Raw genomic sequence first — 24244 nt, forward strand, 5'->3', positions numbered from 1 at the left:
AAGAAGCGCCGCCGAGCAGCCAGCCCGGCGGCGCTTCACCCTGCCCACTTGACAGAAAGCCCTACATATCAGTCGAGGAGGAGCGCCGGCTCCTCGAGCACCGCCGCGACGTCGGCGACGAACCGGCTCATACCGTCGCCGTCGATGACGCGGTGGTCGAACGAGCCCGCGACCGTCGTGACCCAGCGGGGGCGCACCTCGCCGTCGACCACCCACGGCTTCTGCCGGATCGCGCCGAACGCGATGATGCCCGACTCGCCCGGGTTGATGATCGGGGTGCCCGCATCCATCCCGAACACGCCGATGTTCGTGATCGTGATCGTGCCGCCCTGCTGGTCGGCGGGGGTCGTACGGCCCTCTCGCGCGGTCACCGTGAGGTTCTGCAGCGCATGCGCGAGCTCGCGCATGTTGAGGTTCTGGGCGTCCTTGATGTTCGGCACGAGCAGGCCCCGCGGGGTCGCCGCCGCGATGCCGAGGTTCACGAAGTGACGCACGCGGATCTCGGCGCTGCCGTCCTCGAGGTCGACCCACGCGGCGTTCACCATCGGGGTGCGACGGACGGCCCAGATGACGGCGCGGGCGACGATGAGCAGCGGCGAGACCTTCACGTCGGCGAAGTCGGGCGAGGCCTTCAGGCGCTTGACGAGCTCCATCGTGCGGGTGGCGTCGACGTCGGTCCACACCGACACGTGCGGCGCCGAGTAGGCGGAGCGCACCATGGCGCTGGAGGTGGCCTTGCGGACGCCCTTGACCGGGATCGTCTCCTCGCGCTCGCCCGCGGGGCCGGGGGCGATGCGCGGCGAGGTGGATGCGGTCTGGATCGGCGGCGCCACGGCGGTCGCGGCGACCTCGGGCGCGACCGGGATGCGCTCCTCGCGCACCTCGGGCCACTCCGGCGTCTCGATGTTGCGGAACACCGACGCCTGCGACGCGTGCCGCATGACGTCGTCGCGCGTCACCTCGCCGCCCTCGCCGCTCGGGGTCACGGCGGTCAGGTCGACGCCGAGGTCGCGGGCGAGCTTGCGCACCGGGGGCTTGGCGACGACGCCCGCCGCGTTCACCGCCGGGCGCACCGCGGGCTTGCGGCGGCGCGAGGCCACCTCACCGGCCGAGCCGTAGCCGACGAGCACGGAGCCGGACCCTTCGGGGCTCTCGGGCGCCGACGCGGATGCGGGCGGCGGCGCCTCCGTGCCCTCGGCATCCGCGATGGTGATGATCGCGGTGCCGACCTCGACGGTCGTGCCCTCGGGCACGAGCAGGTCGCCCACCGTGCCCGCGAACGGCGACGGCAGTTCCACGAGCGACTTGGCGGTCTCGATCTCGACCAGCACGTCGTTCACCGCGACCGTGTCGCCGGGCGCGACGCGCCACTGCACGATCTCGGCCTCGGTGAGGCCCTCGCCGACGTCCGGGAGGTGGAAGGTCTGGCTGCTCATCGTGTTCCTTTCGCCGGGACGGCCCGTGACGGGCCCCGGTGGGTCAGTACGCCAGTGCGCGGTCGACGGCCTCGAGGATGCGGTCGGGATCGGGGAGGTACGCGCCCTCGATGTTCGCCGGCGGGAAGGGCACGTCGAACCCGGAGACCCGGATGACCGGCGCCTCGAGCGCGTAGAACGCCTGCTCCATGACGGTCGCCGCGATCTCGGAGCCGAGCGAGGTGAACCCGGGCGCCTCCTGGGCGTAGACCATCCGGCCGGTGCGGCGCACCGAGTCGAGGATGGGACCGTAGTCGACCGGGGAGAGCGAGCGGAGGTCGACGACCTCGGCGGAGACCCCCTCGGACTCGGCGAGCGCGGCGGCCTGCAGGAGCATCGCGACCATGGCGCCGTGGCCGACGAGCGTGACGTCGGTGCCGCGGCGGACGATCCGCGAGGCGTGGAGCGGCAGCGCCCGGTCGGACAGGTCGACCTCGCCCTTGGGCCAGTAACGGCTCTTGGGCTCCATGAACACGACCGGGTCGTCCGAGGCGATGGCGTCCTGGATCATCCAGTACGCGTCGTTCGGCGTGGAGGGGCTCACGACGCGCAGGCCGGCGGTGTGCGTGAAGTACGCCTCAGGGCTCTCCTGGTGGTGCTCGATCGCACCGATGTGCCCGCCGTACGGGATGCGGATGACCACGGGCATGCGCAGTGCGCCCTGGGTGCGGCTCGTGAGCTTCGCCAGCTGGCTGGTGATCTGGTCGAACGCCGGGTAGACGAACCCGTCGAACTGGATCTCGCAGACTGGGCGGAACCCGGCCATGGCCAGGCCGATCGCGGTGCCGACGATGCCGGACTCGGCGAGCGGCGTGTCGATGACCCGGCGGGGGCCGAAGTCGGCCTGGAGGCCTTCGGTGATGCGGAAGACGCCCCCGAGCGGGCCGATGTCCTCGCCCATGAGCACGACGTGGTCGTCGTGCTCCATCGCGGCGCGCAGGCCCGCGGTGAGCGCCTTGCCCATGGACATGCTGGTCAGCCCGCTCATGCCTGCTCCTCCCCGAACGACGCCTCGTACTCGGCCAGCCAGGCGCGCTGCCGGTCCATGAGGGGGTGCGGTTCGCTGTAGACGTGGGCGAACATGCTCTCGGGCTCGATGCCGCCGAGCGCGACGGTTCGGGTGCGGATGTCCTCGGCGTAGGCGGCGGCCTCGGCGTCGACGTCGGCGAAGAACGCGTCCGAGGCGCCGCGCGAGCGCAGGTACGTGTGCATCCGGGCGATCGGGTCGCGTCGGCCCCACGCCGACTCCTCGTCGCCGGTGCGGTACTTCGTCGGGTCGTCGCTCGTGGTGTGCGCGCCCATGCGGTACGTCATCGCCTCGATCGCCCGGGGGCCGGCGCCGCCGCGGGCCTCCTCGAGCGCGCGCCGGGTGACGGCGTAGCTCGCGAGCACGTCGTTGCCGTCGACCTGGACGCTCGGCATCCCGTATCCGCCGGCCCGGCGGTGGAGCGGCGCGGGCGACTGCGTGCGCACCGGCACGGAGATCGCCCACTGGTTGTTCTGCAGGAAGAACACCTCGGGCGTCTGGAAGCTGTTCGCGAAGACCATCGCCTCGTGCACGTCGCCCTGGCTCGATGCGCCGTCGCCGTAGTAGACGATGACGGCCTCGTCGCGGTCGGCGTCGCCGGAGCCGGACTTCCCGTCGAAGGCGAGCCCCATGGCGTAGCCGGTGGCGTGCAGGGTCTGCGAGCCGAGCACGAGCGTGTAGATGTGCGTGTTGCCGTTCGCCGGGTCGGTGGGGTCCCAGCCGCCGTGGCTGACGCCGCGCATCACGCGGATGATGTCGATGAGGTCGACCCCGCGGATGCGGCACACCACGTGCTCGCGGTACGACGGGAAGACGTGGTCCTGCGGGCGCAGCGCACGGGCCGATCCGACCTGGGCGGCCTCCTGGCCGAGGCTCGGCGGCCACAGGCCGAGGTGGCCCTGCCGTTGCAGGTTCGTCGCCTGCCGGTCGAACGCGCGGATCACCGCCATGTCGCGGTAGAACGTCTCGAGGTCGGCCTCGCTGAGCGCCTCGACGAGCTCGAGGTACGGCTCCGCGGCCGGCGTGGGGGCGAAGGATCCGTCGGCGGCCAGGACGCGGACGAGGTCCGGGTCATCGGCGGGCACGACGTTCACCGTGTCGGCTGAGGTCACGGTCCTACCGTAGCCGCCGCCCTGCATGCCCCTCTGGAAGCCTCTCCACAACGGATGCGGCGATCCGTGTGACCTTCTCTACAGATTCCTCCTCGCCCACGGAGATCCGCATCCCGTCGCCGACGAACGCCCGGACGATGATGCCGCCCTCGTCGAATGCGGCCGCCGCGGCGACGGTCTCGTCGCCCGTGGGGAGCCAGACGAAGTTGCCCTGCGCCTCCGGGACGTCCCAGCCGAGTCCGCGCAGCGCCTCGGCCAGGCGGTCGCGCCGCTCGACGATGACGCGCACCCGCTCGAGCAGCTCGGCCTCGGCATCCAGGCTGGCGATCGCGGCCTCCTGCGCGGGCGAGGTGACCGAGAACGGGATGGCGGTGGCGCGGGCGGCGTCGAGCACCCGGCGGTGCCCGATCGCGTAGCCGACGCGGAGCGCGGCGAGCCCGTACGCCTTCGAGAAGGTGCGCAGCACCACGACGTTCGGGCGGGTGACACCGGCGCGGAGGCCGTCGACGGCGTCGCCGTCGGTGACGAACTCGGCGTACGCCTCGTCGAGGATGACGAGCACGTCCTCCGGGATGCGGGCGACGAACGCGTCGAAGGCGTCCTGGGTGACGACGGTGCCGGTGGGGTTGTTGGGACTGCACACGATGACCGCGCGCGTACGGTCGGTCACCGCGGCGGCCATGGCGTCGAGGTCGTGCGTGCCGTCGGCGCGCAGCGGCACCTCGATGCGGGTCGCCCCGGCGGCGATCGCCAGCAGCGGGTAGGCCTCGAAGGAGCGCCAGGCGTAGACCACCTCGTCGCCGGGCCCGGCGACCGCCTGCACGAGCTGGTAGAGGATCGAGACGCTGCCCGCACCGACGTGCACCTCCTCGGGCGCGACGCCGTACCGCTCGGCGAGCCGGGCGGACAGCCGGCCGGCGGCGCTGTCGGGGTAGCGGTTCACCGCCCCGTGCGCGCGCATCGCGTCGAGGACGCTCGGCAGCGGGTCGAACGGGTTCTCGTTGCTCGACAGCTTGAACGCGTCGGCCCCGGCCGGTTTGCCCTGCTTGTACGCGGGCAGCGCGGCGATGTCGGCACGGACGCGGACGGGGATCGGCTCGGTCACGCGTCGAGTCTAGGAGCATCCTCCGGGTGCGGCGGGGCCGGCCGCGTGCCACACTGCGTGCATGCGTTTCCTCATCCGCGTGGTCGTGAACGCCTTCGCGATCTGGGTCGTCACCCTGCTGCCCCTGGGCGTCGCGGTGATCCCGTTCGCACCGGGCGAGACGCTGCAGCTGGTGCTGACGCTCCTCGCGGTCGCCGCGATCTTCGCGATCGTGAACACCGTCGTCGGCACGATCGTGAAGGTCCTCACCTTCCTCCTCTACATCCTCACGCTCGGCCTGTTCTCGCTCATCGTGAACGGCTTCCTGCTCTGGCTCACCGCCTGGATCACGAGCGGATGGGACTGGGGCCTGCGGGTCGAGGACTTCTGGCTCGGTGTCGTCGCGGCGCTCGTCATCACGCTCATCAACTGGATCTTCGGGATCATCCTGCGTCCCGACCGCGATCGGGACTGACCGGCGTCAGTTCGGGTGCGTACTCCGTCACGGTGACGGTGCCGGCCGTGGCGAGCACGGCCAGTCGCTCCCGCAGGCGCACCGGCCGGTCGTCACCGGACGCGTCCACCAGTGCAGCGGTCTCCACATAGCGCTCGAGGTGGTGCGCCTCGAGCGCAAGGTCACGCACACCCACCATCGGGTCGACCGTGCGGGCGGCGACGAAGCTCCCCTGCGCGCCGACCCGTTGCGCGTGCCCGCCGGCGGCGAGCGCGGCGATCGGGTCGTCGTCGTGGCGCACCTCCACGCTGAACGTGTCCGAGCCGGCGTCGTAGGACGTGGGCGCGCCCACCGTGCCCAGGACCTCGGTGCGGTAGGTGCCGTCGGCGGCGAGCGCGTCGACGATCATGCCGCCCTGCGAGTGCCCGAACGCGTACAGCTCGTCGCCCGGCTCCGCCCCGGCGGCGGCGAGCGCCGCCCGCACCGCCGCGAGCGACTCGGCGTCGTGCCCGGTGAACAGCTGGGCGTTCGCGGGCATGTCCATCCACTCGAAGCGGTCGATGAAGGCCTGGGTGCCGGCGACGTAGACGGCGAAGGCGCGGGTGCCGTCGGGCAGGTCGTACCGCTCCACCCGCACCCGGCTGTCACCCCCGGTGGGGATGCGCGCGACCGCGGCGGCGAGGTCGGCGGGCGGGCCGGCCGGCACCGTGGTCGACGGCGGGACGGTGGCGAGCGGCGGGGCGGGGACGGTCGGCCCGATCCGCGCACCCCGCGGGATGCGGCCGATCCCGGTCGCCCGGAGCGTGGCGATCGCGGCGGCGAGCCAGGCGGCGTTGGCCAGCAGCGGCAGCATCCCGCCGAGCAGGAGCAGCTGGTGGATCGCGGGTTCGCCGGTGCGCCGCGCCTCGGTGAGGGCGTCCGACGCGAGCCCGGCCGCATCCGGGTGCTCCCGCAGGAGCGCCGCGATGCGGGCGTCGAGGTGGTCGACGACCGTGCGCCCGCCGCGGGCGTCGGCCGCATCCCGCGCGATCCGCAGCTCGACGAGCTCGTACGCGGCCGCCGAGGTGCGGACGGCCCCCACCAGGCGATCGGCGCCGGCGGCGGCGGCGCGGAGGGAGGCGGCCGCCCGTGCCACGGATGCGCACCCGTCGGCCGCGGGCGCGTCGTGCAGCAGCGCGGCGGCACGCGTCAGCCCGGTCTCGGCGTCGGCGAGCGGCGCCGCGGCGACGGCGAGGTCGTCGGCGAGACGCCGCAGGTCCTCCGGGTCGACGGCGATGGCCCCGCCCGAGCCGATGACGACGTCGCTCACCGGTCGCTCCCGCCGAGGAGCGACCTGATCCGCGCGAGCCGCACCTCCTCCTCGGCCGCGTCCACCGCTGCGGCCGTCGACCCGAGCTCGTCCAGCCATCCGACCAACGCCAGGCGGAACGCCTCGGCCACCGGCGACGCCCAGCTCACCGTGTCGCCGAGTCCGACGGTGCGCGCCCCCACCCGGCGGAGGGTCTCCCCCACCTCCTGCAGCGCCGCGCGCGCGGCCTCCAACACGAACAGGTCGGCGCCCGGATCCGTCGTCATCCCCCGATCGTCGGGCGCGCACCCGCGCGTGGACCGGCTCCGGCACCGTCCCGTGCACGACGCGCGGCCGGATCCGGACTGTGCAGGAACGGTGGCGCACCCCCAGAATGAGCAGGTGACCGCATCCGCGCCGTTCCGGGTCGTCTTCGTGTGCACGGGGAACATCTGCCGATCCCCCATGGCCGAGATCGTGTTCCGCTGGTTCGCAGCCTCGGTGGGCCTGGGCGCCCGGGTCGCGGTGTCGAGCGCCGGCACCGGCGACTGGCACGTGGGCGAGGCCGCCGACCACCGGACGCTGGCCGCGCTGTCGGCGCGCGGGTATGACGGGTCCGCCCACCGCGCCCGGCAGTTCGAGCTCACGGACTTCGGCGCGAACGACCTCATCGTGGCGCTCGACCGGACGCACGAGCGGATCCTCCGCGAGTGGGCGCCGACCGAGGCCGACGAGGACAAGGTCGTGCTGCTGCGCAGCTTCGATCCGGATGCCGGCGACGACCTCGACGTGCCCGATCCGTACTACGCGGGCCCGGAGATATTCGATGAGGTGCTCGGTATGATCGAGAGCGCAAGCCGGGCGCTGTTCCGGCAACTGGAACCCGCCATCCGCTCGGCCGGCTCGGCCGCAGTGGCGGCCGCATCCCCCGGAGCACCGTGACGTCCTTCCCCGTACAGCCGATCAGCCCGCTCGACGGACGGTACCGCGCAGCGGTCTCCGACCTCGGCGCCTATCTCTCGGAGGCGGGTCTCAACCGCGCCCGTGTCGAGGTCGAGGTGGAGTGGCTCATCGCCCTCACCGACCGCGGCGTGTTCGGCTCGTCGCCCCTCGCCGACGCGGACAAGGACCGCCTGCGGGCGCTGTACCGCGACTTCGGCCAGGCCGAGATCGACTGGCTCGCCGAGCGTGAGGCCGTCACCCGCCACGACGTGAAAGCGGTCGAGTACCTCGTGCGCGACCGGCTCGCGCAGCTGGGCCTGGACGCCGTCGCCGAGCTCACCCACTTCGCCTGCACCAGCGAGGACATCAACTCCACCGCCTACGCGCTCACGGTCAAGCGGGCCGTGCTCGAGGTCTGGTTGCCGAAGCTCCACGCCGTGATCGCGAAGCTCCGTGACCTCGCCGAGGAGCACCGCGACGCCGCGATGCTCTCGCGCACGCACGGTCAGCCGGCGACCCCCACCACGATGGGCAAGGAGCTCGCGGTGTTCGCCTGGCGCCTGGAGCGCGTCGCGGGGCAGATCGCGGGCAACGACTTCCTGGCGAAGTTCTCCGGCGCAACCGGCACCTGGTCGGCCCACCTCGCCGCCGACCCCGACGTGGACTGGCCCGAGCTGTCCCGGTCGTTCATCGAGGGCCTCGGCCTCGGCTTCAACGTGCTGACCACGCAGATCGAGTCGCACGACTGGCAGGTCGAGCTCTACGACCGCGCCCGGCACGCCGGCGGCATCCTGCACAACCTCGCGACCGACGTGTGGACCTACATCTCGCTCGGCTACTTCGCGCAGATCCCGGTCGCCGGCGCCACCGGCTCCTCGACCATGCCGCACAAGATCAACCCGATCCGGTTCGAGAACGCCGAGGCGAACCTCGAGATCGCGGGCGGCCTGTTCGCGACGCTCGCCTCGACGCTCGTCACCTCGCGGATGCAGCGCGACCTCACCGACTCCACGACGCAGCGCAACATCGGCGTCGCGTTCGGCCACTCGCTGCTCGCCCTCGACAACCTGCTGCGCGGGCTCGGCGAGATCTCGCTCTCGCGCGACGTGCTGCTGGCCGACCTCGACGGCAACTGGGAGGTGCTGGCCGAGGCCATCCAGACCGTCGTCCGCGCCGAGGTCGTCGCCGGCCGGTCGACGATCACCGACCCGTACGCCCTGCTGAAGGACCTCACCCGCGGCCGCCGCGTCGGGGCGACCGAGCTGGCGGAGTTCGTCTCCGGGCTCGAGATCGGCGACGCCGCGAAGACGCGCCTGCTGGCGCTCACCCCGGCCACCTACACCGGCCTCGCGGAGCGGCTCGTCGCCGACGCCTGAACCCCGCACACGGAACGCCCCGGACCGCTCGCGGTGCCGGGGCGTTCCCGTCGCTGCGGCGTCCGCGCCGTGCAGAACTCAGGACATCCGGTGGGCGACCCCCGGGATCACGCGGGACGGCGGGCGCCGAGCGGCATCCGTCCTGAGTTTCGAACAGGAGACGGGTGGGACCTCAGCGCGACGGAACGGAGGTCAGCGGGATGCGGGGGCGTCGCCGTCCGCGTCGGCGTCCTGCGCCGGCTCCTTGTCGAGGAGCACCGGGCGGTCGACCGTGCGCTGCACGTCGGCCGGGTCGACGGCGAGCATGAGCAGCGAGATGCCGACGAGCACGACGATGAAGGTGATGCCGCCGACCACGAGCGCGGCGAGGACCGCGCGCTGGACGTCCTCGGCGGGGTGCGCCTGGAACGCGCCCATGGACATGAGGGTCACGAGCCCGGCGAACAGCGCGGCGACGAACGCCATGCCGAGCAGCTGCACCGGCCGCATGAGCTGACGGCGGGTGGTGGTGGGCTTCTGGTTCATGGGCGACCGTCCTCGACGGGGGCTGGGGCGGCGTCGGCGGGCTCCCGGCGCGGCGAGAACGCGGCGATGCCGAGGTTGACCGCGACGAAGGCGGTGTAGAAGCCGAAGAGGCCGACGGCGATCGTGATGCCGGTGAGCGTGAAGCCCCGGCCGGCCTCCTCGATGTAGTAGTTCAGCGCGTACTGTGCGGGCACGACCAGCATCCCGAGCCCGAGCAGGAGTCCGAGCGCGCCGGTGAACAGGGTGTCGCGCGCGTCCGAGCGGGCCGTGGAGCGTCGCGCCGTGCCGCGCATCGCCCGTGCGCCGGCGATGGTCTCGACGAGTCCCACGACGAGCGCCCAGATGATCACGAGGATGAAGAACATCTCGGTGGTCCGCAGCGGCGGGAGACCGCCGATCATCCCGGCGACGCCGTTCAGCAGACCCAGCAGGATGGGCAGTCCGCGCTGCCCTGCGGGGTAGGCGAGCCAGGCGCCGAGCAGCAGGACGAGGCCGGAGGCGATCGCGAAGCCGCTGAACACCGAGAGGCCGAGTGCGGCGGAGTGATCCGGGGAGAACGTGATCATCACGGCGGCGACCGCGGCGAAGAAGGCGCGGCCGAGCTGGACGTGCCGGATCTCGAAGGCGCGGGCGGCGGGGGCGTTGGACACAGCGGATTCCTGGACGAAGGACGGGATGTCCCCAGTCTACGTCGGCGGAGGCTGCGGAAACCCTGCGCACACCGGGGCGGATCCGCGCTCGGACGCGGCCGAGGGATACCCGGGCGGGGTATCGTTGCCTCCGCGGAAGGAGTCACCATGGCGATTCAGCGGATCGAGTTCGGAAGACCCGGCGAGGCGGCGCACGCCGGATGCGGGTGCGGCGGCGGCGCCTGCATGTGCGGCGGCCACGGCGGGGCGGGCACGTCGCGCGGCGGCGTCGAGCTGCAGGTCGACGGCATGACCTGCGAACACTGCGTGCGGGCCGTCACCGAGGAGCTCTCCGCCATCCCGGACGTCTCGGACGTCCACGTCGACCTCGTCCCCGGCGGGCGCTCGCGCGTCCAGGTGGTCGCCGCCGGTCCGCTCGACCGCGAGACGGTCCGCGCCGCGATCGAGGACGCCGGCTACCGCCTGGCGACGCTCCCCGACTGAGCGGTCCGGCTCACCAGGAGCTGCGCCGGTAGTCCTTCAGGAACACCCCGAAGAGGTCCTCGCCGGCCTCACCGCGCACGATCGGGTCGTACACGCGCGCCGCGCCGTCGACGAGGTCGAGCGGTGCGTGGAAGCCCTCCTCGGCCAGCCGGACCTTGGTGAAGTGCGGCCGCTCGTCGGTGATCCAGCCGGTGTCGACGGCGGTCATGAGGATGCCGGCGGTCTCGAACATCTCGCGCGCGCTGGTGCGGGTGAGCATGTTCAGCGCGGCCTTGGCCATGTTCGTGTGGGGGTGCCCGGGGCCCTTGTAGCCGCGACCGAACACGCCCTCCATCGCCGACACGTTGACGATGTAGGTGCGTCGGGCGGGGGATGCGGCCAGGCTCGCCCGCAGCCGGCTCACGAGCAGGAACGGCGCGGTGGTGTTCGCGAGCTGCACCTCCAGCATCTCCAGCGGGTCGACCTGGTCGACGTGCTGGGTCCAGCTGTTCACGTGCAGTTCGTCCGGCACGAGTCCGCCGGCGTCGATGGCGGTGCCCGCGGCGAGGCGCTCGAGGGAGGACGAACCGGCGGCCATCGCCTCCGCGGTGAGTTCCTCGGCGGTGCGGGCCGCGCCGGCGAGGAGCGGGTGCGACGACACCGACTGCGCGAGGGCGAGCGGGTGCGCGTCGTTCGTGTGCCCGAAGGTGACGAGCTCCGGCAGGGGTCCGTCCGGCAACGGCGCGAGTTCCGCGTCCACGAGCGGCTTGTAGGCGCCGGCCGAGCGGCGGACGGTCTGGGCGGCGTTGTTGATGAGGATGTCGAGGGGCCCGGCCGCGGCGACCTCGTCGGCGAGGCCGATGACCTGTGCCGGGTCGCGCAGGTCGATGCCGACGACCTTCAGCCGGTGCAGCCAGTCCGCGGCGTCGGGCAGTGCGGAGAAGCGACGCACCGCGTCTCGCGGGAACCGCGTGGTGATGGTGGTGTGGGCGCCGTCGCGCAGCAGCCGCAGCGCGATGTACATGCCGATCTTCGCGCGACCCCCGGTGAGCAGGGCCCGGCGTCCGGTGAGGTCGGTGCGCGCCTCGCGCTTGGCGTGGCTGAGGGCCGCGCAGTCCGGGCAGAGCTGGTGGTAGAACGCGTCGACCAGGGTGTAGAGCTCTTTGCAGATGTAGCAGGCGCGCGGCTTGATGAGCTCCCCCGCGATGGGCGCGGCGACGCGGGCCGCGAGCGGGATCCCCCGCGTCTCGTCGTCGATGCGGTCGGGGGCGCCGGTCGCGGTCGCCGCGACCACGGCGCGGTCGGCGTCGGCGATGCGCTGCCGCTTGTCGCGGCGGCTCTGCTTCTTGACCGCCTTGTACAGCTTGCCGGTGGCGCGCTGCAGCGCGCGGTACTCGGGGGCGTCCTTCTCCAGCGCCTCCGCGGCCTCCAGCACTCGGATGGCGGTGGCGAGGTCGTCCGGGGAGATCGGGGCGGTGGCGGGCGGGTCGACGATCTCGGAGGGCACAGGGAAGTGTATCGAGCCTCCCCGAGTGAACGCCGGGTGTCAGCGGGCCTTCGCCTCGCTGCGGCGGCGGCTCCACCGGGCGAGGAAGAACAGCACGACGCCGACGGCGAGCAGGATCGCGGCGAAGAGCCACACGATCGGCCGCTGCTGGGTGAGCAGCAGCACGCATGAGGCGATGCCGAGCACCGGCACGAAGGTCCACACCCGGAAGTGGTCGTGCTCGGCCTTGTCGCGCCGGAGCACCAGCACCGACACGTTCGCGCTGATGAACACGATGAGCAGCAGCAGCACGACGGTCTCGGCGAGCGTGCCGAGGTCGCCGACGAGGGTCAGCAGCATCGCGACGCCGGTGGTGGCGACGATCGCGACCCACGGGGTCTTCCGCTTGGGCAGCACCTTCGCGAGCACGTCCGGCAGGAGGCCCTGCTCGGCCATGCCGTATGTGAGCCGGCTCGACATGATCATCGTGAGCAACGCGCCGTTCGCGACCGCGATGAGCGCGATGAGGCTGAACAGCCATGACGGGATCGGCACGCCGGTCGCCTCGACGACCGAGAGCAGCGGGCCGCTCGAGTCGACGAGGTCGGATGCGGGCAGCGCGATGGCGCTGGCGACCCCGACGAGCACGTAGACCACCCCGGCGGTGATGAGCGACGCGAACAGCGCCCGCGGGTAGACCTTCCGCGGGTTCCTGACCTCCTCGATGACGTTCGCGGAGGTCTCGAAGCCGACGAACGAGTAGTAGGCGATGATCGCACCGCCGAGCACCGCGGTGGCCAGGCCCGTACCCTCGGGCAGTTCTGCGACCCGCGAGAGCTCTCCGCCGCCTGCGGAGACCATGATCGCGACGACGGCGATGACGATGACGAGGCCGCTCAGCTCGATCGCCGTCATCACGAGGTTGGCCCCCATGGACTCGCGGATGCCGCGGGCGTTCAGCGCGCCGACGAGCACGAGGAAGGCCATCGCGACGGGGATCGGCGGCAGGTCGATGAAGGTGGCGAAGTAGTCGCCCGCGAAGGCGAGGGACAGGCCGGCGGCGCTCACCACACCGGCCGCCAGCATGCTGAACCCGACCAGGAACGACACGATCGGCGCCTTGAAGGCGCGTTCGGCGAACACGGCGGCCCCGCCGGCCCGCGGGTACTTGGTCACGAGTTCCGCATACGACCCGGCGGTGAGCAGTGCCAGCAGGAGCGCCACGATGAGCGGCGCCCACAGCATCCCGCCGACCTCGCCCGCGAGCACGCCCATGAGGGCGTAGATCCCGGCGCCGAGCACGTCGCCGAGGATGAACGCGAACAGGAGGGGGCCGGTGATGCCGCGGCGCAGCTTCTCCGGCTGGGATGCGGGCGCGCGCTCGGCGGTGTGCTCGGAACTCATCCCGTCACCCTATGAACGCCCGGGCGTGGACCGTCGGGCCTTGACAGCGACGCCCGGCGCCCGCCTCAGCCCTCCTGCGGGGCCGTGAGCAGGAGCCGGGCGACCGTCACCATCCGGTCGTCGAGGTGCCGGGGACGCAGGATGCCGACGCGTGCGTAACCACCTACCGCCCGACCGGACCGGCGCGTAGCGTTCGGCCATCCGAGGCCGCGCGATCCGCCGCGGGCCGCGAACGAGGAGAGGCACGATGACCGACGTTTCGAGCCAGGGACCCGCCGAGGGCGACGACCGCCCCATCCTGACCAACCGCCAGGGCCACCCGGTCTACGACAACCAGAACCAGCGCACGGTCGGCGCCCGCGGGCCCGCGACGCTGGAGAACTACCAGTTCCTGGAGAAGATCAGTCACTTCGACCGCGAACGGATCCCGGAGCGCGTCGTGCACGCGCGGGGCTTCGTCGCGTTCGGCTACTTCGAGGCGACGGGCATGTGGGGGGACGAGCCGATCTCCCGCTACACCCGCGCGAAGCTCTTCCAGGAGGCGGGCAAGCGCACCGACCTCGCCGTCCGGTTCTCGACCGTCATCGGCGGCCGCGACTCCTCGGAGACCGCCCGCGACCCCCGCGGTTTCGCGGTGAAGTTCTACACCGAGGACGGCAACTGGGACCTCGTCGGCAACAACCTCGGGGTGTTCTTCATCCGCGACGCGATCAAGTTCCCCGACGTCATCCACTCGCTCAAGCCCGACCCGGTGACGTTCCGGCAGGAGCCGGCGCGAATCTTCGACTTCATGTCCCAGACGCCGGAGTCGATGCACATGCTCATGAACCTGTTCAGTCCGCGTGGGATCCCGGCGAACTACCGCACCCAGCAGGGCTTCGGCGTGAACACCTACAAGTGGGTCAACGACGCCGGCGAGACGAAGCTCGTGAAGTACCACTGGATCCCCTCCGCGGGCGTGCACTCGATGACGGAGGCGGATGCGGCGGCCGTCCAGGCCGGCGACCTCGGCCACGCCTCCCGGGACCTGTACGAGGCGATCGAGCGCGGCGACCACCCGGAATGGGAGCTGCGCGTGCAGCTCATGGACGACCACGACCACCCGGAGCTGGACTTCGACCCGCTGGACGACACCAAGGTGTGGCCGGAGAACGAGTTCCCGCCCCAGCCGGTCGGGAGGATGGTGCTGAACCGCAACGTGTCGAACTTCTTCGCCGAGAACGAGCAGATCTCGTTCGGCACCGGGGTGCTTGTGGACGGACTCGACTTCTCCGACGACAAGATGCTCGTCGGCCGCACGTTCTCCTACTCCGACACCCAGCGCTACCGCGTCGGGCCGAACTACCTGCAGCTGCCGGTCAACTCCCCGAAGCACGCGCGGGTGGCGACCAATCAGCGCGACGGGCAGATGGCGTACCACCAGGACGGCGGCGGTGAGAACCCGCACGTGAACTACGAGCCGTCGATCACCGGCGGGCTCCGCGAGGCGCAGTTCCCCACGCACGACGAGCAGGGACCGGAGATCGTCGGGCGTCTGACACGAAAGCGCATCCCCCGCACGAACGACTACACGCAGGCCGGGCAGCGGTACCTGCTCCTGGAGGACTGGGAGCGCGACGACCTGGTCCACAACTTCGTCGAGCTCATCTCGCAGGCCGCACGCCCGGTGCAGGAGCGGATGCTGTGGCACTTCTACATGGTCGAGGACGACCTCGGCCGCCGGGTCGGGGAGGGCCTGGGCATCACCCTCGACGAGGTGAAGGACCTGCCGCCGCTGCAGTCCCAGACGTTGAACGACGAGGAACTGGCGCGCCTGGCGAGCCTCGGCCACAACGGCCCGCGCGACGTCGCCGGCCTGCAGATGACCCACTGCGTGGCGGACACCCGCGCGAACATGGTGGACCGGGAGTCCTGACCGGCGGCGCCGACCCCGGGGCGTCGCGGGATGCGTCGTCCCGGGGGTCGGCCCGAGGGGTCACTGCATCCCGGGGGCCATGTCGGTGAAGCGGGAGAAGTGCCCCTGGAACGCGACGGTCACGGTGTCGGTCGGACCGTTACGGTGCTTGGCCACGATGAGGTCGGCCTCGCCGGCGCGGGGGCTCTCCTTGTCGTACGCCGCCTCGCGGTGGAGCAGGATCACCATGTCGGCGTCCTGCTCGATCGAACCCGATTCACGCAGGTCGGAGATCGCGGGCTTCTTGTCCTGCCGCTGCTCGGGACCACGGTTCAGCTGCGACAGCGCGATGACCGGCACCTGCAGTTCCTTCGCGAGCAGCTTCAGCGCGCGCGAGAACTCACTGACCTCCTGCTGACGCGACTCGACCCGCTTGCCCGAGCTCATGAGCTGGAGGTAGTCGATGACGACCATGCGGAGCCCGGCGCGCTGCTTCAGGCGACGGCACTTCGCACGGATCTCGACGAGCGACATGTTCGGGCTGTCGTCGATGTAGAGGGGCGCGTCGTTGATGCGACCGCGCGTGGAGGCGATCGTCGTCCAGTCGCGCTGGTCGAGCGTGCCCTTGCGCATGGCCTGCAGCGGGATGGCGGCCTCGGCGCTCATGAGGCGCATCGCGATCTCGCTGCGCCCCATCTCGAGCGAGAAGAAGATCGTCGGGAAGTTGTGCTTGATCGCCGCGGCGCGGGCGAAGTCCAGCGCGAGCGTCGACTTTCCCATGGCCGGACGGGCCGCGACGACGATCATCTGTCCGCCGTGGAGACCGTTCGTGAGCTGGTCGAGTCCCTCGAAGCCGGTGGGGATTCCGGTCATCTGACCGTCTCGGCCGCGCGCGGCCTCGATCTCCTCGACGGCGGCGTCGACCGCGATCGTGAGCGGCACGTAGTCCTCGGCCGCCTCGGCACCGGTGACGTTGTAGATCTCCGCCTGCGCGGTGTTGACGAGGTCGAGCGCCTCACCCTGGCCCGAGTACCCCATCTGCACGATCCGCGTGCCGGCGTCGACGAGGCGGCGCAGCAGCGCGCGCTCCGACACGATCGACGCGTAGTAGCCGGCGTTCGCCGCGGTCGGGACGATCGAGGTGAGCGTGTGGAGGTAATCCGCGCCGCCCGCGCGCTGCAGGTCGCCGGTCTTGATCAACTCGTCGGTGACGGCGATGACATCCGTCGGCTCACCGTGGGAGTAGAGCGTGAGGATCGCCTCGAAGATGACCTCGTGCTTGGGGATGTAGAAGTCGGTGCCGCGCAGCGTCTCGATGACGTCGGCGACCGCGTCCTTCGACAGCAGCATGCCGCCGAGCGTGGACTGCTCGGCGAGCATGTCGTGCGGCGGGGTCCGCTCGTGCTCACGGGGTCCCCCGAGTCGTTCCTCCGAGATGTCGGCGATCGACACGCGCGTTCGTCCTCCTCCTCCCACACGACGGTGGGACAGCGTCTGCACCCCTCAATGACCCGGTCGGGTCACGCACGCCGACGACCTCGGCGACGTACGCACAGCGGATCACGGACCACCGACATCGTCGTCCCCAAGCCGTGTTCCCCAGAAGGTCTCCCTCAACGTATGCGGCCGCTTTCCGAGGAGCAAATGCGCCTGTGGATAACTGTGTGGAGAAGCTGCGGAACACGCCGCCCTTCCTGTGCAGAAGGCCTGTGGAAAAGTGGCGTACAACGGTGTAATTCTGGTACGGATTTCCCTTTCATCTGGGGTTTTGTTTTCCCCAGCTTGTGGAGGAAAAGTTGTTGAAGAGCCGGTTGAGAGTTGGTGCGCGAGGTGTGGATGATGTGGCGTGCGACCGGGTTCCCGGCATCCACGGGACGCGCTGTTATCCACAGTCGTCCGACGTGTTCCGAGCAGACCGCGCCGAACGGGCGTATCGTCGCGCGGATCGAGCGAACCGCACCCGTATCGAGGGGGCACGGAGCATGGACCGGACCGCGACGCACCGCACGCACGGCGTGCTGCGCGCGGTGCTGCTCGGGTTCGGCGCCGCCGCCGTCTGGTTCCTCCTCTCGCTCCTCGCGCCCGCATCCTCCGCCTCGGCCGACGACGGGGACCGGTCGCCCGACGGCGGTGTGCTCGGACTCGTCCAGGGCGTCGTGGACGGCGTCGTCGGTACCGTCGACCGGACGGTCTCGACCGTCGGCGAAGCCGTCCCGGTGCTCCAGCCCGTGACGCCCGTCGTCTCCGCCACGCTCGAGGTCGTGCAGGGCACGGTCGGCGCGACCACCGGCACCGTGTCGCAGGTCGTGGACGCCGTCCCGGTCAGCGCGGTCACCGACCCCGTGCTGGGCCTCGTCGACGGCGTGGTCGACGAGGTGCCGATCGTGAACGAGGTCGTCGACGCGACCGGCCTCGTCCCGGCGGTCTCCGACACCACCCACGCACTCGACGAGACCGTCTCCGCCGTCGTGTCCGGTCCCTCCGCCGTCTCGCCGGGGGCGGCGGACCCCGCTCAGCCCGCCGCGCCCGGCGTGCACCGCCCGCAGCCGGACGCGGGTGCGGATGCCGCGCCCTCCCCCGCAGTCCCCGGGCACGACGTCGACACCGCACCGGAGTCGACGATCGACCCTGCCTCGCGCGCAGTCCACGACATCGCCTTCCGTTCCGCGCCGACGCCCGCACCCGCGACCGCAGCCTTCGGCAGCCTCGCGGACGAGGCGGTCCAGCCGACTCCCGCTTCCCCCGGTGCGCCGTCCTCACCCCTCGTGCCGGGCGCCGACGGCGCGCCGGGGGGCGCCATGGCTTCCGGCTCCGGCGCATGGGGCCCTCATGCGGCCGCCGTCGTGGGCGTGACCGCGCACGTCCCCCACGACGGGCGCCTGACCGCACGCGCCGGGGACGACTCCGTCCCGTCCGCACCCGTCCTGGGCACCGACTGCTCGCCCGATTGACCGGCACCCGGCCGCGCCTCCGCGCGCGGCACAGGTGACACCGCGCATCCGCGCGACATCCGATCGATCAAGAAGGCAGCATCATGCAGACATTCATCACGCGCGCCCTGCTGGGCGTGGTCCTGGGAGGCGGCATCGCCGTCCTCGGGGCGACCGTCGCGAACGCGGCGGAGACGGACGGGGCGGACGGACTGCTGTCCGGCACGCAGGCGCTCATCGGCGTCGACGTCCCCGTCACCATCAGCGGCGACTCGGTCTCGGTCGTCGGCGACAGCGCCACCACCGACGCCGGGACCGCGGCACCGTCCGCCCCGGCTCCGGCCGCGACGGATGCGTCGACGAGCGGGGCGGACGGCGCCGCGTCGGGGACGCAGGCGCTCATCAGCGTCGACCTTCCGGTGAACCTCTCCGGCACCGCGGTGTCGGTGCTCGGCGACAGCGTCTCCGAGGGCGCCGTCACCGGGGGCGACCCGTCGCCGGCCGCACCGAGCGTCGGCGTGGCGCCGGTGACCGACGGCCTGTCGGGCATCCTCAGCGGCACCCAGGCACTGCTCGACGTGTCGGTCCCGGTCACGGTCGCGGGCAACGGCATCTCGGTCGTCGGCGACAGCGCGACCTCCGGCGCCGTGACGACGCCGGCGGGCCAGGCACCGGCATCCGCGGGCGGCACCGCGGCCCCGTCCACCGACGGCGGCGACGGTGTCGCGTCCGGCACGCAGGTCGTGGCCCCCGTCCAGGTGCCGGTCACCGTCGGCGGCAACGCGATCTCGGTGCTCGGCGACAGCGAGAGCACCGGCAGCACCACCGGCGCCGGCGCCGGTTCCGCAGGCACCGTCGAGCCGACGACGGGCGGGACGGACGGTGTCGCGTCCGGCACGCAGGTCGTGGCCCCCGTCCAGGTGCCGGTCACCGTCGGCGGCAACGCGATCTCGGTGCTCGGCGACAGCGAGAGCACCGACAGCACCACCGGCGCATCGGTCGAGGACGCCGCCGGGACGGCCGGCGCCGGTCCGGTGACCGACGGCACCGACGGCGTCGCGTCGGGCACCCAGGTCGTGGTCCCGATGCAGCTGCCGGCGACGCTGGGCGGCAACGCCGTCTCGGTCGTGGGCGACAGCGTCTCGGACGGCTCGGCCGTCGCCGCCCCCGGCGGCGCGGCCCCCGGCACCCCGGTGACCTCGGGCGACGAGGGCGTCCTCGGCGGCTCGCAGGTCGTGTTGCCGATCGCGCTTCCGATCACGGTGGGCGGCAACGCCGTCTCCGTCATCGGTGACAGCACGACGACAGATCCGGTCACCGTCCCCGGCGGCACCACCCCCGGCGGCACCGACCCGGGTACCGACCCCGGTACCGACCCGGGTACCGACCCCGGTACGGACCCCGGCACGGGTCCGGGCACGACACCCGGTGACGGCGATCCGGGCACCACGCCCGGTGACGGCGATCCGGGCACCACGCCCGGCGGCGGCGTCCCCGGCACGACGGGTCCCGGTGGCTCGAGCGCGCTCACGGGCGGGGTCGCCGCGGCGGTCCGCACGGACGGCGGCCTCGCGCAGACCGGTGGCGGCGACCTGGCGTTCCCCGGGGTGCTGGCCGCAGCCCTGCTGACTGCCGGCATCGTCCTGCTCGGCGCCCGTCGCGCACTCCGCGACTGACCGCGGACACGGATGCCGCGGGGTCCCGGTGACCCCGCGGCATCCGTCCTGCCCTCCGGCGAACAGCCCCGTGCACGCACGACGCCCCGGACCGAACCGGCCCGGGGCGTCGTGGGAGCGCGTCGCGTTACTTCGCAGCGACCACCTGGAGGGTGATCACGGCGGTGACGTCGTCGCGCAGACGGACCGTCGCCTCGTGCTGGCCGACGGCCTTGATCGCCTTGGTGATCTGGATCTTGCGCTTGTCGAGCTCGCCCAGCCCCGCGGCCTTGACGGCCTCGGCGACGTCGGCGGTCTTGACGGCGCCGAACAGACGACCCTCGGCACCCGCCTTGACGGTGAGCTTGACCTTGTTGGACTCGAGCGAGTCCTTCAGCGCCACGGCCTCTTCGTGGTCGTGGATCGCACGGGCCTCGCGGGCGGCGCGGATGGACGCCACCTGCTTCTCGCCACCGCGCGACCACGCGACGGCGAAGCCCTGCGGGATGAGGTAGTTGCGGGCGTACCCGTTCTTGACCTCGACAACGTCGCCGGCGCTACCGAGCCCGGTGACCTCGTTCGTGAGAATCAGCTTTGCCATGGTGGGTACCCCTTACCGGCCCGCACCGGCGTAGGGCAGGAGCGCCATCTCGCGCGCGTTCTTGATCGCCTTGGCGATCAGACGCTGCTCCTGCACCGACACACCGGTGATACGACGGGCACGGATCTTCCCGCGCTCCGAGATGAACTTGCGAAGCGTGGCGACATCCTTGTAATCGATGACGCCGACGCGGATCGCCTTCGCGGGAGCGGCGTTCTTCGCGCCCTTCCGCGGCTTGCGGCGGTCGCCGCTCGACTTTCCAGCCATTGGTTTTCCTTACGAGAGTGTTCGGATGCGGTGTGCGACCGCATCCGGAATGAATCAGAACGGAGTGTCGTCGCCGTAGGCGCCCGGGGCGCCCCACGCGTCCGCGGTGTTGCCGCCGGCCGAGCCGGGGGTCGCCCACGGCTCCTCCGCTGCGGCCACCTGGGCACGCGGCGCTCCGCCACCACCGCCGCCGGCGGCGCGGGTGACCTGCGCCGTGGCGTACCGGAGGCTCGGGCCGATCTCGTCGACCTCGAGCTCGATGGAGGTGCGCTGGTTGCCCTCGCGGTCCTGGTAGGAACGCTGCTTCAGGCGGCCGGTCGCGATGACCCGCATGCCCTTGGTGAGCGAACCCGCCACGTGCTCGGCGAACTCACGCCACACCGACGCACGGAGGAACAGCGCTTCGCCGTCCTTCCACTCGCCGGAGGCACGGTCGAAGTTGCGCGGCGTCGATGCGATCGTGAAGTTCGCGACGGGGAGCCCGTTCTGCGTGTAGCGCAGCTCCGGGTCCGCCGTGAGGTTGCCCACGACGGTGATGATCGTTTCGCCGGCCATGACCGTTACGCCTTCGCAGCCTTCGCGGGAGCGGCAGCCTTGCGGGCAGCCTTCTCCTCGGCGCGCTTGGCCTCGGACGCGATCATGGCGATCGCCTCTTCGGCGCGCAGGACCTTGGTACGCATGATGATCTCGGCCAGCTTCAGCTGACGGTCGAGCTCCTGCGTGGCCTCGCTCGTGGCGGTGAAGTTCACGACGGCGTAGATGCCTTCGTTCTTCTTCTGGATCTCGTACGCAAGACGGCGCTTGCCCCACACGTCGACCTTGTCGATCGAGCCACCATCGTTCGTGATGACCTTCAGGAACTTGTCGAGGTTGGGGGCAACCTGACGCTCGTCGATCTCGGGGTCGATGATGACCATGAGCTCGTACTGGTGCGTGTGCGTCACTAACCCACCTCCTTCGGACTAGAACGGCTCCCGGGTATCTCCCGGGAGCAGGAGGGTGTAATGCACGTCGTCACGGCATGCGCGCAGGGGCGCAGTCGGACAACCGCATCAGTCTACCGGACGCGATCTTCCGTCGCACCCGGGAATCCTGCAGGTAGCGTGGCCCGCATGCAGTGGACCGACGACGTCTCCGCCGGCGCCTGGTTGCGGGAGCGGATCGACGCCCCGTGGCGCGGCACGATGCACGACGCGGTCCCCCGGGGCTTCGCCGCCTACGCGAGGGTGTTGCACCCCACCACCCGGTCGCGGCCGGTCGATCGACCGTGGCCGCCGTTCCCCGAGGAGCGTCACCGCCGAGAGTGGGACGCCTTCGCCGCGAGCCGCCCCGAGATCGAGACGGTCGCGGCCCGCTGGGGCGACGCCGCCGATGCGTTCGGCACCGCACTGCATCCGCTGGCCCAGTGGGCCTCGCTCGTGGGCACCCGCCACCTCGCACCCGGCGAGACCGCGACCGCACTCTCCCGCGACGGCTGGGCGTACGACCCGCCGCTCGCCGGTGAGCTGGATGCCGAGACGCTCGCCGCCGTGGTCGCCGGGCTCGTCGGCGACGACCCCGCCCCGGGGTTCGCGGCCGTGTGGGCCGGCTGGGGTGGACTCCTCGGGCACGAGGGGATCGCCCCGAACCCCGCCGCGGTGCTGTTCGAGACCCCCGACGACCCTGCGCAGCGCCGTGTCCGGGAGACGCTCGCCCACAGCGTCATCGACCCGTTCAACCGCCCGTACGCCCAGGCGGAGTGGCAGCCGGGGATGCTGCCCGACGAGGTTTCACGTGGAACGCTCCTGGCGTTGCCGGGCCGTGAGCACGTGCTGTTCCACGGTGTGCTCGCGCTGTTCACCGACCCCGGATGGGCGGATGCGGTGCCGTGGCGCGATCCGGACTTGGGCCGGCTCGGCACCCGCTCCCCCTCCCTGCTGTGGCCCGCCGACCGCTCGTGGGTGCTCGTCACCGACGTCGACTGGGATTCCACGATCGTGGGCGGCCCCGCATCCGTCGTCGAGGCGCTCTGCGCCGACCCGGCGGTCGAGGCGCTGCCGCTGCCGCCGGAGGCGGACCTGCGGTGGGACGCCGACCGGGTGAACGTGTGAGCGGCACGTTCGACGCGCGTGCGCTGACAGATCGCGTCCAGCGTCGCGACGTCGCCACGTTCATCGCACGGCTGCGCGCCCAGGGGGCGGTCCCCGCATCCGGTGCCGGTGTCGCGATCGCGCTCGTGGTCGCGGCCGTGTTCGGGGTGGCCGTGCTCGGGGTGCTCGGCTCGGTCTCCGCCGTGTTCATCGGCCTGCTCGCCCGGAACGGGACGGGGGCCTGGTTCGGCGTCCTGACGGCGGTGCTCCCGATCATCGTCGTGGGCGCGCTCATCGGACTCGCCGTCTGGTGGTGGGTGCACGCCCGCCGGGCCGCGCAGGAGCGCTGGTACCGGCTCGACCGCTTCGCGCACGCCAACGGCATGACGTTCCTCCCCGCCATCCCCGACCCGCCACTGCCGGGCATGATCTTCTCGATCGGCGACTCCCGTCGCACCGAGGACGTCGTCCGCGGCGTGCAGCCGCGGTTCGTCGAGTTCGCGAACCACCACTACACGACCGGGTCGGGCAAGAACCGCACCACGCACCGGTGGGGGTACGTCGCGATCAAGCTCGAGACGCCGCTTCCGCACATCGTGCTCGACGCGGTGGGCAACAACGCGCTGTTCGGGGCGAGCAACCTCCCGGCGTCGTTCCGCAAGGACCAGCGCCTGAGCCTCGAGGGCGACTTCGACCGCTCCTTCGCGCTGTACTGCCCCGAGGGGTACGAGCGCGACGCCCTGTACCTGTTCACGCCGGACATCATGGCCCGCTTCATCGACAACGCCGCGGCGCTCGACGTCGAGATCGTCGACGACTGGCTCTTCCTCTACACGAAGCGGCCGGTCACGACCCTCGACCCGGCGACGTGGGCGTGGCTCTTCTCCGTCGTCGGCGCGCTGCTCACGAAGCTCGACCAGTGGGCGCGATGGCGCGACGACCGGCTGCTCGAGGCGTCCGCACCGGGTGCGCCCGCGGCATCCCTCCCCTTCGACGCACCTGCGCGCGCACTCACCCCGCCGCCCGGCGTCGCCCGGGAGGGACGCCGGCTCCGTCGCCGGGTGCCGTGGGTGCCGATCGTGATCGGCGCGGTGGTCGTGGCGGCCTGGTTCGTCCTGAACTCCGGCGTGCTGGGGCTCCTCTTCCGCTGAGGGGCGGCCCAGGAGCGGCCGATATCCTTCCGGCAGCCCCGACCGAAGGAGTACCCGTGTTCATCGTCACCAACCGCATCACCGTCGCCCCCGAGAACGCCGCCGCGTTCGAGGAGACCTTCAGCGCCTCGATGCGGGATCACCTCGGTGGCGTCCCCGGTCTGCAGCGCGCGACGCTGCTGCGTCCCGAGGCCGACGGCCTCCCCTACGTCTCGACCATGGAGTTCGACTCCAAGGATGCGTTCATGGGCTGGATGCGGTCGGACTCGTTCCGCAACTCGCACGCCAACGCCGACGCCAACCGCCTCGCGTCCCAGTCCGCGATCGAGCAGCACACCCTCATCGAGGTCGTCCCCGCCTGACCCCACCCCCAGCGGACCGCGAGACTGCAT

General features: G+C 71.9%; 25 protein-coding genes. 10 read left to right on the plus strand and 15 right to left on the minus strand.

Annotated features, from left to right (window positions below; genetic code table 11):
- Positions 1-68: 68 nt before the first annotated feature.
- The 4 genes from ACWAUO_RS10560 to ACWAUO_RS10575 are packed head-to-tail and all read right to left on the minus strand — an operon-like array spanning position 69 to position 4719.
- Complete coding sequence (locus tag ACWAUO_RS10560) at positions 69-1436, minus strand: dihydrolipoamide acetyltransferase family protein (protein ID WP_460775276.1); 1368 nt, start codon at positions 1434-1436, stop codon at positions 69-71.
- A 43-nt stretch (positions 1437-1479) separates the two neighbouring features.
- Positions 1480-2463: an alpha-ketoacid dehydrogenase subunit beta gene (locus ACWAUO_RS10565; RefSeq protein ID WP_460775278.1), complete on the minus strand. Its 984-nt coding sequence runs from the start codon at positions 2461-2463 to the stop codon at positions 1480-1482.
- The gene (locus ACWAUO_RS10570) at positions 2460-3641 is read right to left on the minus strand and encodes a thiamine pyrophosphate-dependent dehydrogenase E1 component subunit alpha (protein ID WP_460775280.1); all 1182 of its coding nucleotides are present in this window, start codon (positions 3639-3641) and stop codon (positions 2460-2462) included. Before ACWAUO_RS10570 ends, ACWAUO_RS10565 begins: the two co-directional genes overlap by 4 nt.
- The gene (locus tag ACWAUO_RS10575) at positions 3619-4719 is read right to left on the minus strand and encodes a histidinol-phosphate transaminase (protein ID WP_460775281.1); all 1101 of its coding nucleotides are present in this window, start codon (positions 4717-4719) and stop codon (positions 3619-3621) included. Before ACWAUO_RS10575 ends, ACWAUO_RS10570 begins: the two co-directional genes overlap by 23 nt.
- Before the next feature lie 61 nt (positions 4720-4780).
- Between ACWAUO_RS10575 and ACWAUO_RS10580 the strand changes: the two genes are divergently transcribed.
- Positions 4781-5173, plus strand: coding sequence for a phage holin family protein (locus tag ACWAUO_RS10580; RefSeq protein ID WP_460775282.1), 393 nt, complete (start codon positions 4781-4783; stop codon positions 5171-5173).
- Here ACWAUO_RS10580 and ACWAUO_RS10585 read toward each other — a convergent pair.
- A complete protein-coding gene (locus ACWAUO_RS10585; protein ID WP_460775284.1) occupies positions 5142-6461 on the minus strand; it encodes a hypothetical protein in 1320 nt (439 codons plus the stop codon). The genes ACWAUO_RS10580 and ACWAUO_RS10585 overlap by 32 nt on opposite strands.
- Positions 6458-6727 carry a hypothetical protein gene (locus ACWAUO_RS10590; protein WP_460775285.1) on the minus strand — a complete coding sequence of 90 codons (270 nt, stop codon included), beginning with the start codon at positions 6725-6727 and terminating at the stop codon, positions 6458-6460. Before ACWAUO_RS10590 ends, ACWAUO_RS10585 begins: the two co-directional genes overlap by 4 nt.
- 115 nt (positions 6728-6842) lie before the next feature.
- Here ACWAUO_RS10590 and ACWAUO_RS10595 point away from each other — a divergent pair, with 115 nt between their 5' ends.
- Positions 6843-7382 carry a low molecular weight protein-tyrosine-phosphatase gene (locus ACWAUO_RS10595; RefSeq protein WP_460775287.1) on the plus strand — a complete coding sequence of 180 codons (540 nt, stop codon included), beginning with the start codon at positions 6843-6845 and terminating at the stop codon, positions 7380-7382.
- Positions 7379-8758, plus strand: a complete 1380-nt coding sequence (gene purB / locus ACWAUO_RS10600; protein ID WP_460775288.1) for an adenylosuccinate lyase — start codon at positions 7379-7381, stop codon at positions 8756-8758. Before ACWAUO_RS10595 ends, purB begins: the two co-directional genes overlap by 4 nt.
- Before the next feature lie 192 nt (positions 8759-8950).
- Here the strand turns inward: purB and ACWAUO_RS10605 are convergent, their stop codons facing one another.
- Together ACWAUO_RS10605 and ACWAUO_RS10610 are read right to left on the minus strand one after the other, a co-directional pair.
- Positions 8951-9283, minus strand: a complete 333-nt coding sequence (locus ACWAUO_RS10605; protein ID WP_460775289.1) for an amino acid transporter — start codon at positions 9281-9283, stop codon at positions 8951-8953.
- Entirely contained in the window at positions 9280-9933 is a 654-nt protein-coding gene (locus tag ACWAUO_RS10610) for an acyl-CoA synthetase (RefSeq protein ID WP_460775291.1), read from the minus strand. The genes ACWAUO_RS10605 and ACWAUO_RS10610 overlap by 4 nt, the downstream gene beginning before the upstream one ends.
- 147 nt (positions 9934-10080) lie before the next feature.
- On the opposite strand from ACWAUO_RS10610, the gene ACWAUO_RS10615 reads away from it, so the two are divergent.
- A complete protein-coding gene (locus ACWAUO_RS10615; protein ID WP_460775293.1) occupies positions 10081-10416 on the plus strand; it encodes a heavy-metal-associated domain-containing protein in 336 nt (111 codons plus the stop codon).
- A gap of 10 nt (positions 10417-10426) precedes the next feature.
- Here the strand turns inward: ACWAUO_RS10615 and ACWAUO_RS10620 are convergent, their stop codons facing one another.
- A complete protein-coding gene (locus ACWAUO_RS10620) occupies positions 10427-11902 on the minus strand; it encodes an SDR family NAD(P)-dependent oxidoreductase (RefSeq protein ID WP_460775294.1) in 1476 nt (491 codons plus the stop codon).
- A gap of 39 nt (positions 11903-11941) precedes the next feature.
- Positions 11942-13285 (minus strand): APC family permease, encoded by a 1344-nt coding sequence (locus ACWAUO_RS10625; protein WP_460775295.1) that lies wholly within the window; start codon positions 13283-13285, stop codon positions 11942-11944.
- 247 nt (positions 13286-13532) lie between these two features.
- Between ACWAUO_RS10625 and ACWAUO_RS10630 the strand changes: the two genes are divergently transcribed.
- Complete coding sequence (locus ACWAUO_RS10630) at positions 13533-15200, plus strand: catalase (protein WP_460775297.1); 1668 nt, start codon at positions 13533-13535, stop codon at positions 15198-15200.
- Positions 15201-15260: 60 nt separating this feature from the next.
- Here ACWAUO_RS10630 and dnaB read toward each other — a convergent pair whose 3' ends face one another.
- The gene (dnaB, locus tag ACWAUO_RS10635) at positions 15261-16631 is read right to left on the minus strand and encodes a replicative DNA helicase (RefSeq protein ID WP_460775298.1); all 1371 of its coding nucleotides are present in this window, start codon (positions 16629-16631) and stop codon (positions 15261-15263) included.
- Positions 16632-17161: 530 nt separating this feature from the next.
- Between dnaB and ACWAUO_RS10640 the strand changes: the two genes are divergently transcribed.
- Together ACWAUO_RS10640 and ACWAUO_RS10645 are read left to right on the plus strand one after the other, a co-directional pair.
- Complete coding sequence (locus ACWAUO_RS10640) at positions 17162-18130, plus strand: hypothetical protein (protein ID WP_460775300.1); 969 nt, start codon at positions 17162-17164, stop codon at positions 18128-18130.
- Between the two features lie 83 nt (positions 18131-18213).
- Positions 18214-19785: a chaplin family protein gene (locus ACWAUO_RS10645; protein ID WP_460775301.1), complete on the plus strand. Its 1572-nt coding sequence runs from the start codon at positions 18214-18216 to the stop codon at positions 19783-19785.
- Between the two features lie 127 nt (positions 19786-19912).
- Here the strand turns inward: ACWAUO_RS10645 and rplI are convergent, their stop codons facing one another.
- The 4 genes from rplI to rpsF are packed head-to-tail and all read right to left on the minus strand — an operon-like array spanning position 19913 to position 21549.
- Positions 19913-20365 carry a 50S ribosomal protein L9 gene (rplI, locus tag ACWAUO_RS10650; protein ID WP_460775303.1) on the minus strand — a complete coding sequence of 151 codons (453 nt, stop codon included), beginning with the start codon at positions 20363-20365 and terminating at the stop codon, positions 19913-19915.
- Between the two features lie 12 nt (positions 20366-20377).
- Positions 20378-20632 carry a 30S ribosomal protein S18 gene (gene rpsR / locus ACWAUO_RS10655; protein WP_133541417.1) on the minus strand — a complete coding sequence of 85 codons (255 nt, stop codon included), beginning with the start codon at positions 20630-20632 and terminating at the stop codon, positions 20378-20380.
- Between the two features lie 54 nt (positions 20633-20686).
- On the minus strand, positions 20687-21187 hold the full coding sequence (locus ACWAUO_RS10660) for a single-stranded DNA-binding protein (protein ID WP_460775305.1): 501 nt from the start codon (positions 21185-21187) through the stop codon (positions 20687-20689).
- A 5-nt stretch (positions 21188-21192) separates the two neighbouring features.
- A complete protein-coding gene (gene rpsF / locus ACWAUO_RS10665) occupies positions 21193-21549 on the minus strand; it encodes a 30S ribosomal protein S6 (RefSeq protein ID WP_460775786.1) in 357 nt (118 codons plus the stop codon).
- 195 nt (positions 21550-21744) lie between these two features.
- On the opposite strand from rpsF, the gene ACWAUO_RS10670 reads away from it, so the two are divergent.
- The 3 genes from ACWAUO_RS10670 to ACWAUO_RS10680 are packed head-to-tail and all read left to right on the plus strand — an operon-like array spanning position 21745 to position 24214.
- The gene (locus ACWAUO_RS10670; RefSeq protein WP_460775306.1) at positions 21745-22722 is read left to right on the plus strand and encodes a hypothetical protein; all 978 of its coding nucleotides are present in this window, start codon (positions 21745-21747) and stop codon (positions 22720-22722) included.
- Positions 22719-23852 (plus strand): hypothetical protein, encoded by a 1134-nt coding sequence (locus ACWAUO_RS10675; RefSeq protein ID WP_460775307.1) that lies wholly within the window; start codon positions 22719-22721, stop codon positions 23850-23852. The genes ACWAUO_RS10670 and ACWAUO_RS10675 overlap by 4 nt, the downstream gene beginning before the upstream one ends.
- A 56-nt stretch (positions 23853-23908) precedes the next feature.
- Positions 23909-24214, plus strand: coding sequence for an antibiotic biosynthesis monooxygenase family protein (locus ACWAUO_RS10680; RefSeq protein WP_460775309.1), 306 nt, complete (start codon positions 23909-23911; stop codon positions 24212-24214).
- Positions 24215-24244: the final 30 nt, after the last annotated feature.

This window comes from Microbacterium sp. GXF7504 (assembly GCF_054798235.1).

What these genes read in the sequence shown, in the direction of transcription:
- ACWAUO_RS10560 (WP_460775276.1), bottom strand. Translation starts at nt 1,436, where the DNA reads ATGAGCAGCCAGACCTTCCACCTCCCGGACGTCGGCGAGGGCCTCACC.
- ACWAUO_RS10565 (WP_460775278.1), bottom strand. Translation starts at nt 2,463, where the DNA reads ATGAGCGGGCTGACCAGCATGTCCATGGGCAAGGCGCTCACCGCGGGC.
- ACWAUO_RS10570 (WP_460775280.1), bottom strand. Translation starts at nt 3,641, where the DNA reads ATGCAGGGCGGCGGCTACGGTAGGACCGTGACCTCAGCCGACACGGTG.
- ACWAUO_RS10580 (WP_460775282.1), top strand. Translation starts at nt 4,781, where the DNA reads ATGCGTTTCCTCATCCGCGTGGTCGTGAACGCCTTCGCGATCTGGGTC.
- ACWAUO_RS10590 (WP_460775285.1), bottom strand. Translation starts at nt 6,727, where the DNA reads ATGACGACGGATCCGGGCGCCGACCTGTTCGTGTTGGAGGCCGCGCGC.
- ACWAUO_RS10605 (WP_460775289.1), bottom strand. Translation starts at nt 9,283, where the DNA reads ATGAACCAGAAGCCCACCACCACCCGCCGTCAGCTCATGCGGCCGGTG.
- ACWAUO_RS10615 (WP_460775293.1), top strand. Translation starts at nt 10,081, where the DNA reads ATGGCGATTCAGCGGATCGAGTTCGGAAGACCCGGCGAGGCGGCGCAC.
- ACWAUO_RS10625 (WP_460775295.1), bottom strand. Translation starts at nt 13,285, where the DNA reads ATGAGTTCCGAGCACACCGCCGAGCGCGCGCCCGCATCCCAGCCGGAG.
- ACWAUO_RS10630 (WP_460775297.1), top strand. Translation starts at nt 13,533, where the DNA reads ATGACCGACGTTTCGAGCCAGGGACCCGCCGAGGGCGACGACCGCCCC.
- ACWAUO_RS10640 (WP_460775300.1), top strand. Translation starts at nt 17,162, where the DNA reads ATGGACCGGACCGCGACGCACCGCACGCACGGCGTGCTGCGCGCGGTG.
- ACWAUO_RS10645 (WP_460775301.1), top strand. Translation starts at nt 18,214, where the DNA reads ATGCAGACATTCATCACGCGCGCCCTGCTGGGCGTGGTCCTGGGAGGC.
- rplI (WP_460775303.1), bottom strand. Translation starts at nt 20,365, where the DNA reads ATGGCAAAGCTGATTCTCACGAACGAGGTCACCGGGCTCGGTAGCGCC.
- rpsR (WP_133541417.1), bottom strand. Translation starts at nt 20,632, where the DNA reads ATGGCTGGAAAGTCGAGCGGCGACCGCCGCAAGCCGCGGAAGGGCGCG.
- ACWAUO_RS10660 (WP_460775305.1), bottom strand. Translation starts at nt 21,187, where the DNA reads ATGGCCGGCGAAACGATCATCACCGTCGTGGGCAACCTCACGGCGGAC.
- rpsF (WP_460775786.1), bottom strand. Translation starts at nt 21,549, where the DNA reads ATGGTCATCATCGACCCCGAGATCGACGAGCGTCAGGTTGCCCCCAAC.
- ACWAUO_RS10670 (WP_460775306.1), top strand. Translation starts at nt 21,745, where the DNA reads ATGCAGTGGACCGACGACGTCTCCGCCGGCGCCTGGTTGCGGGAGCGG.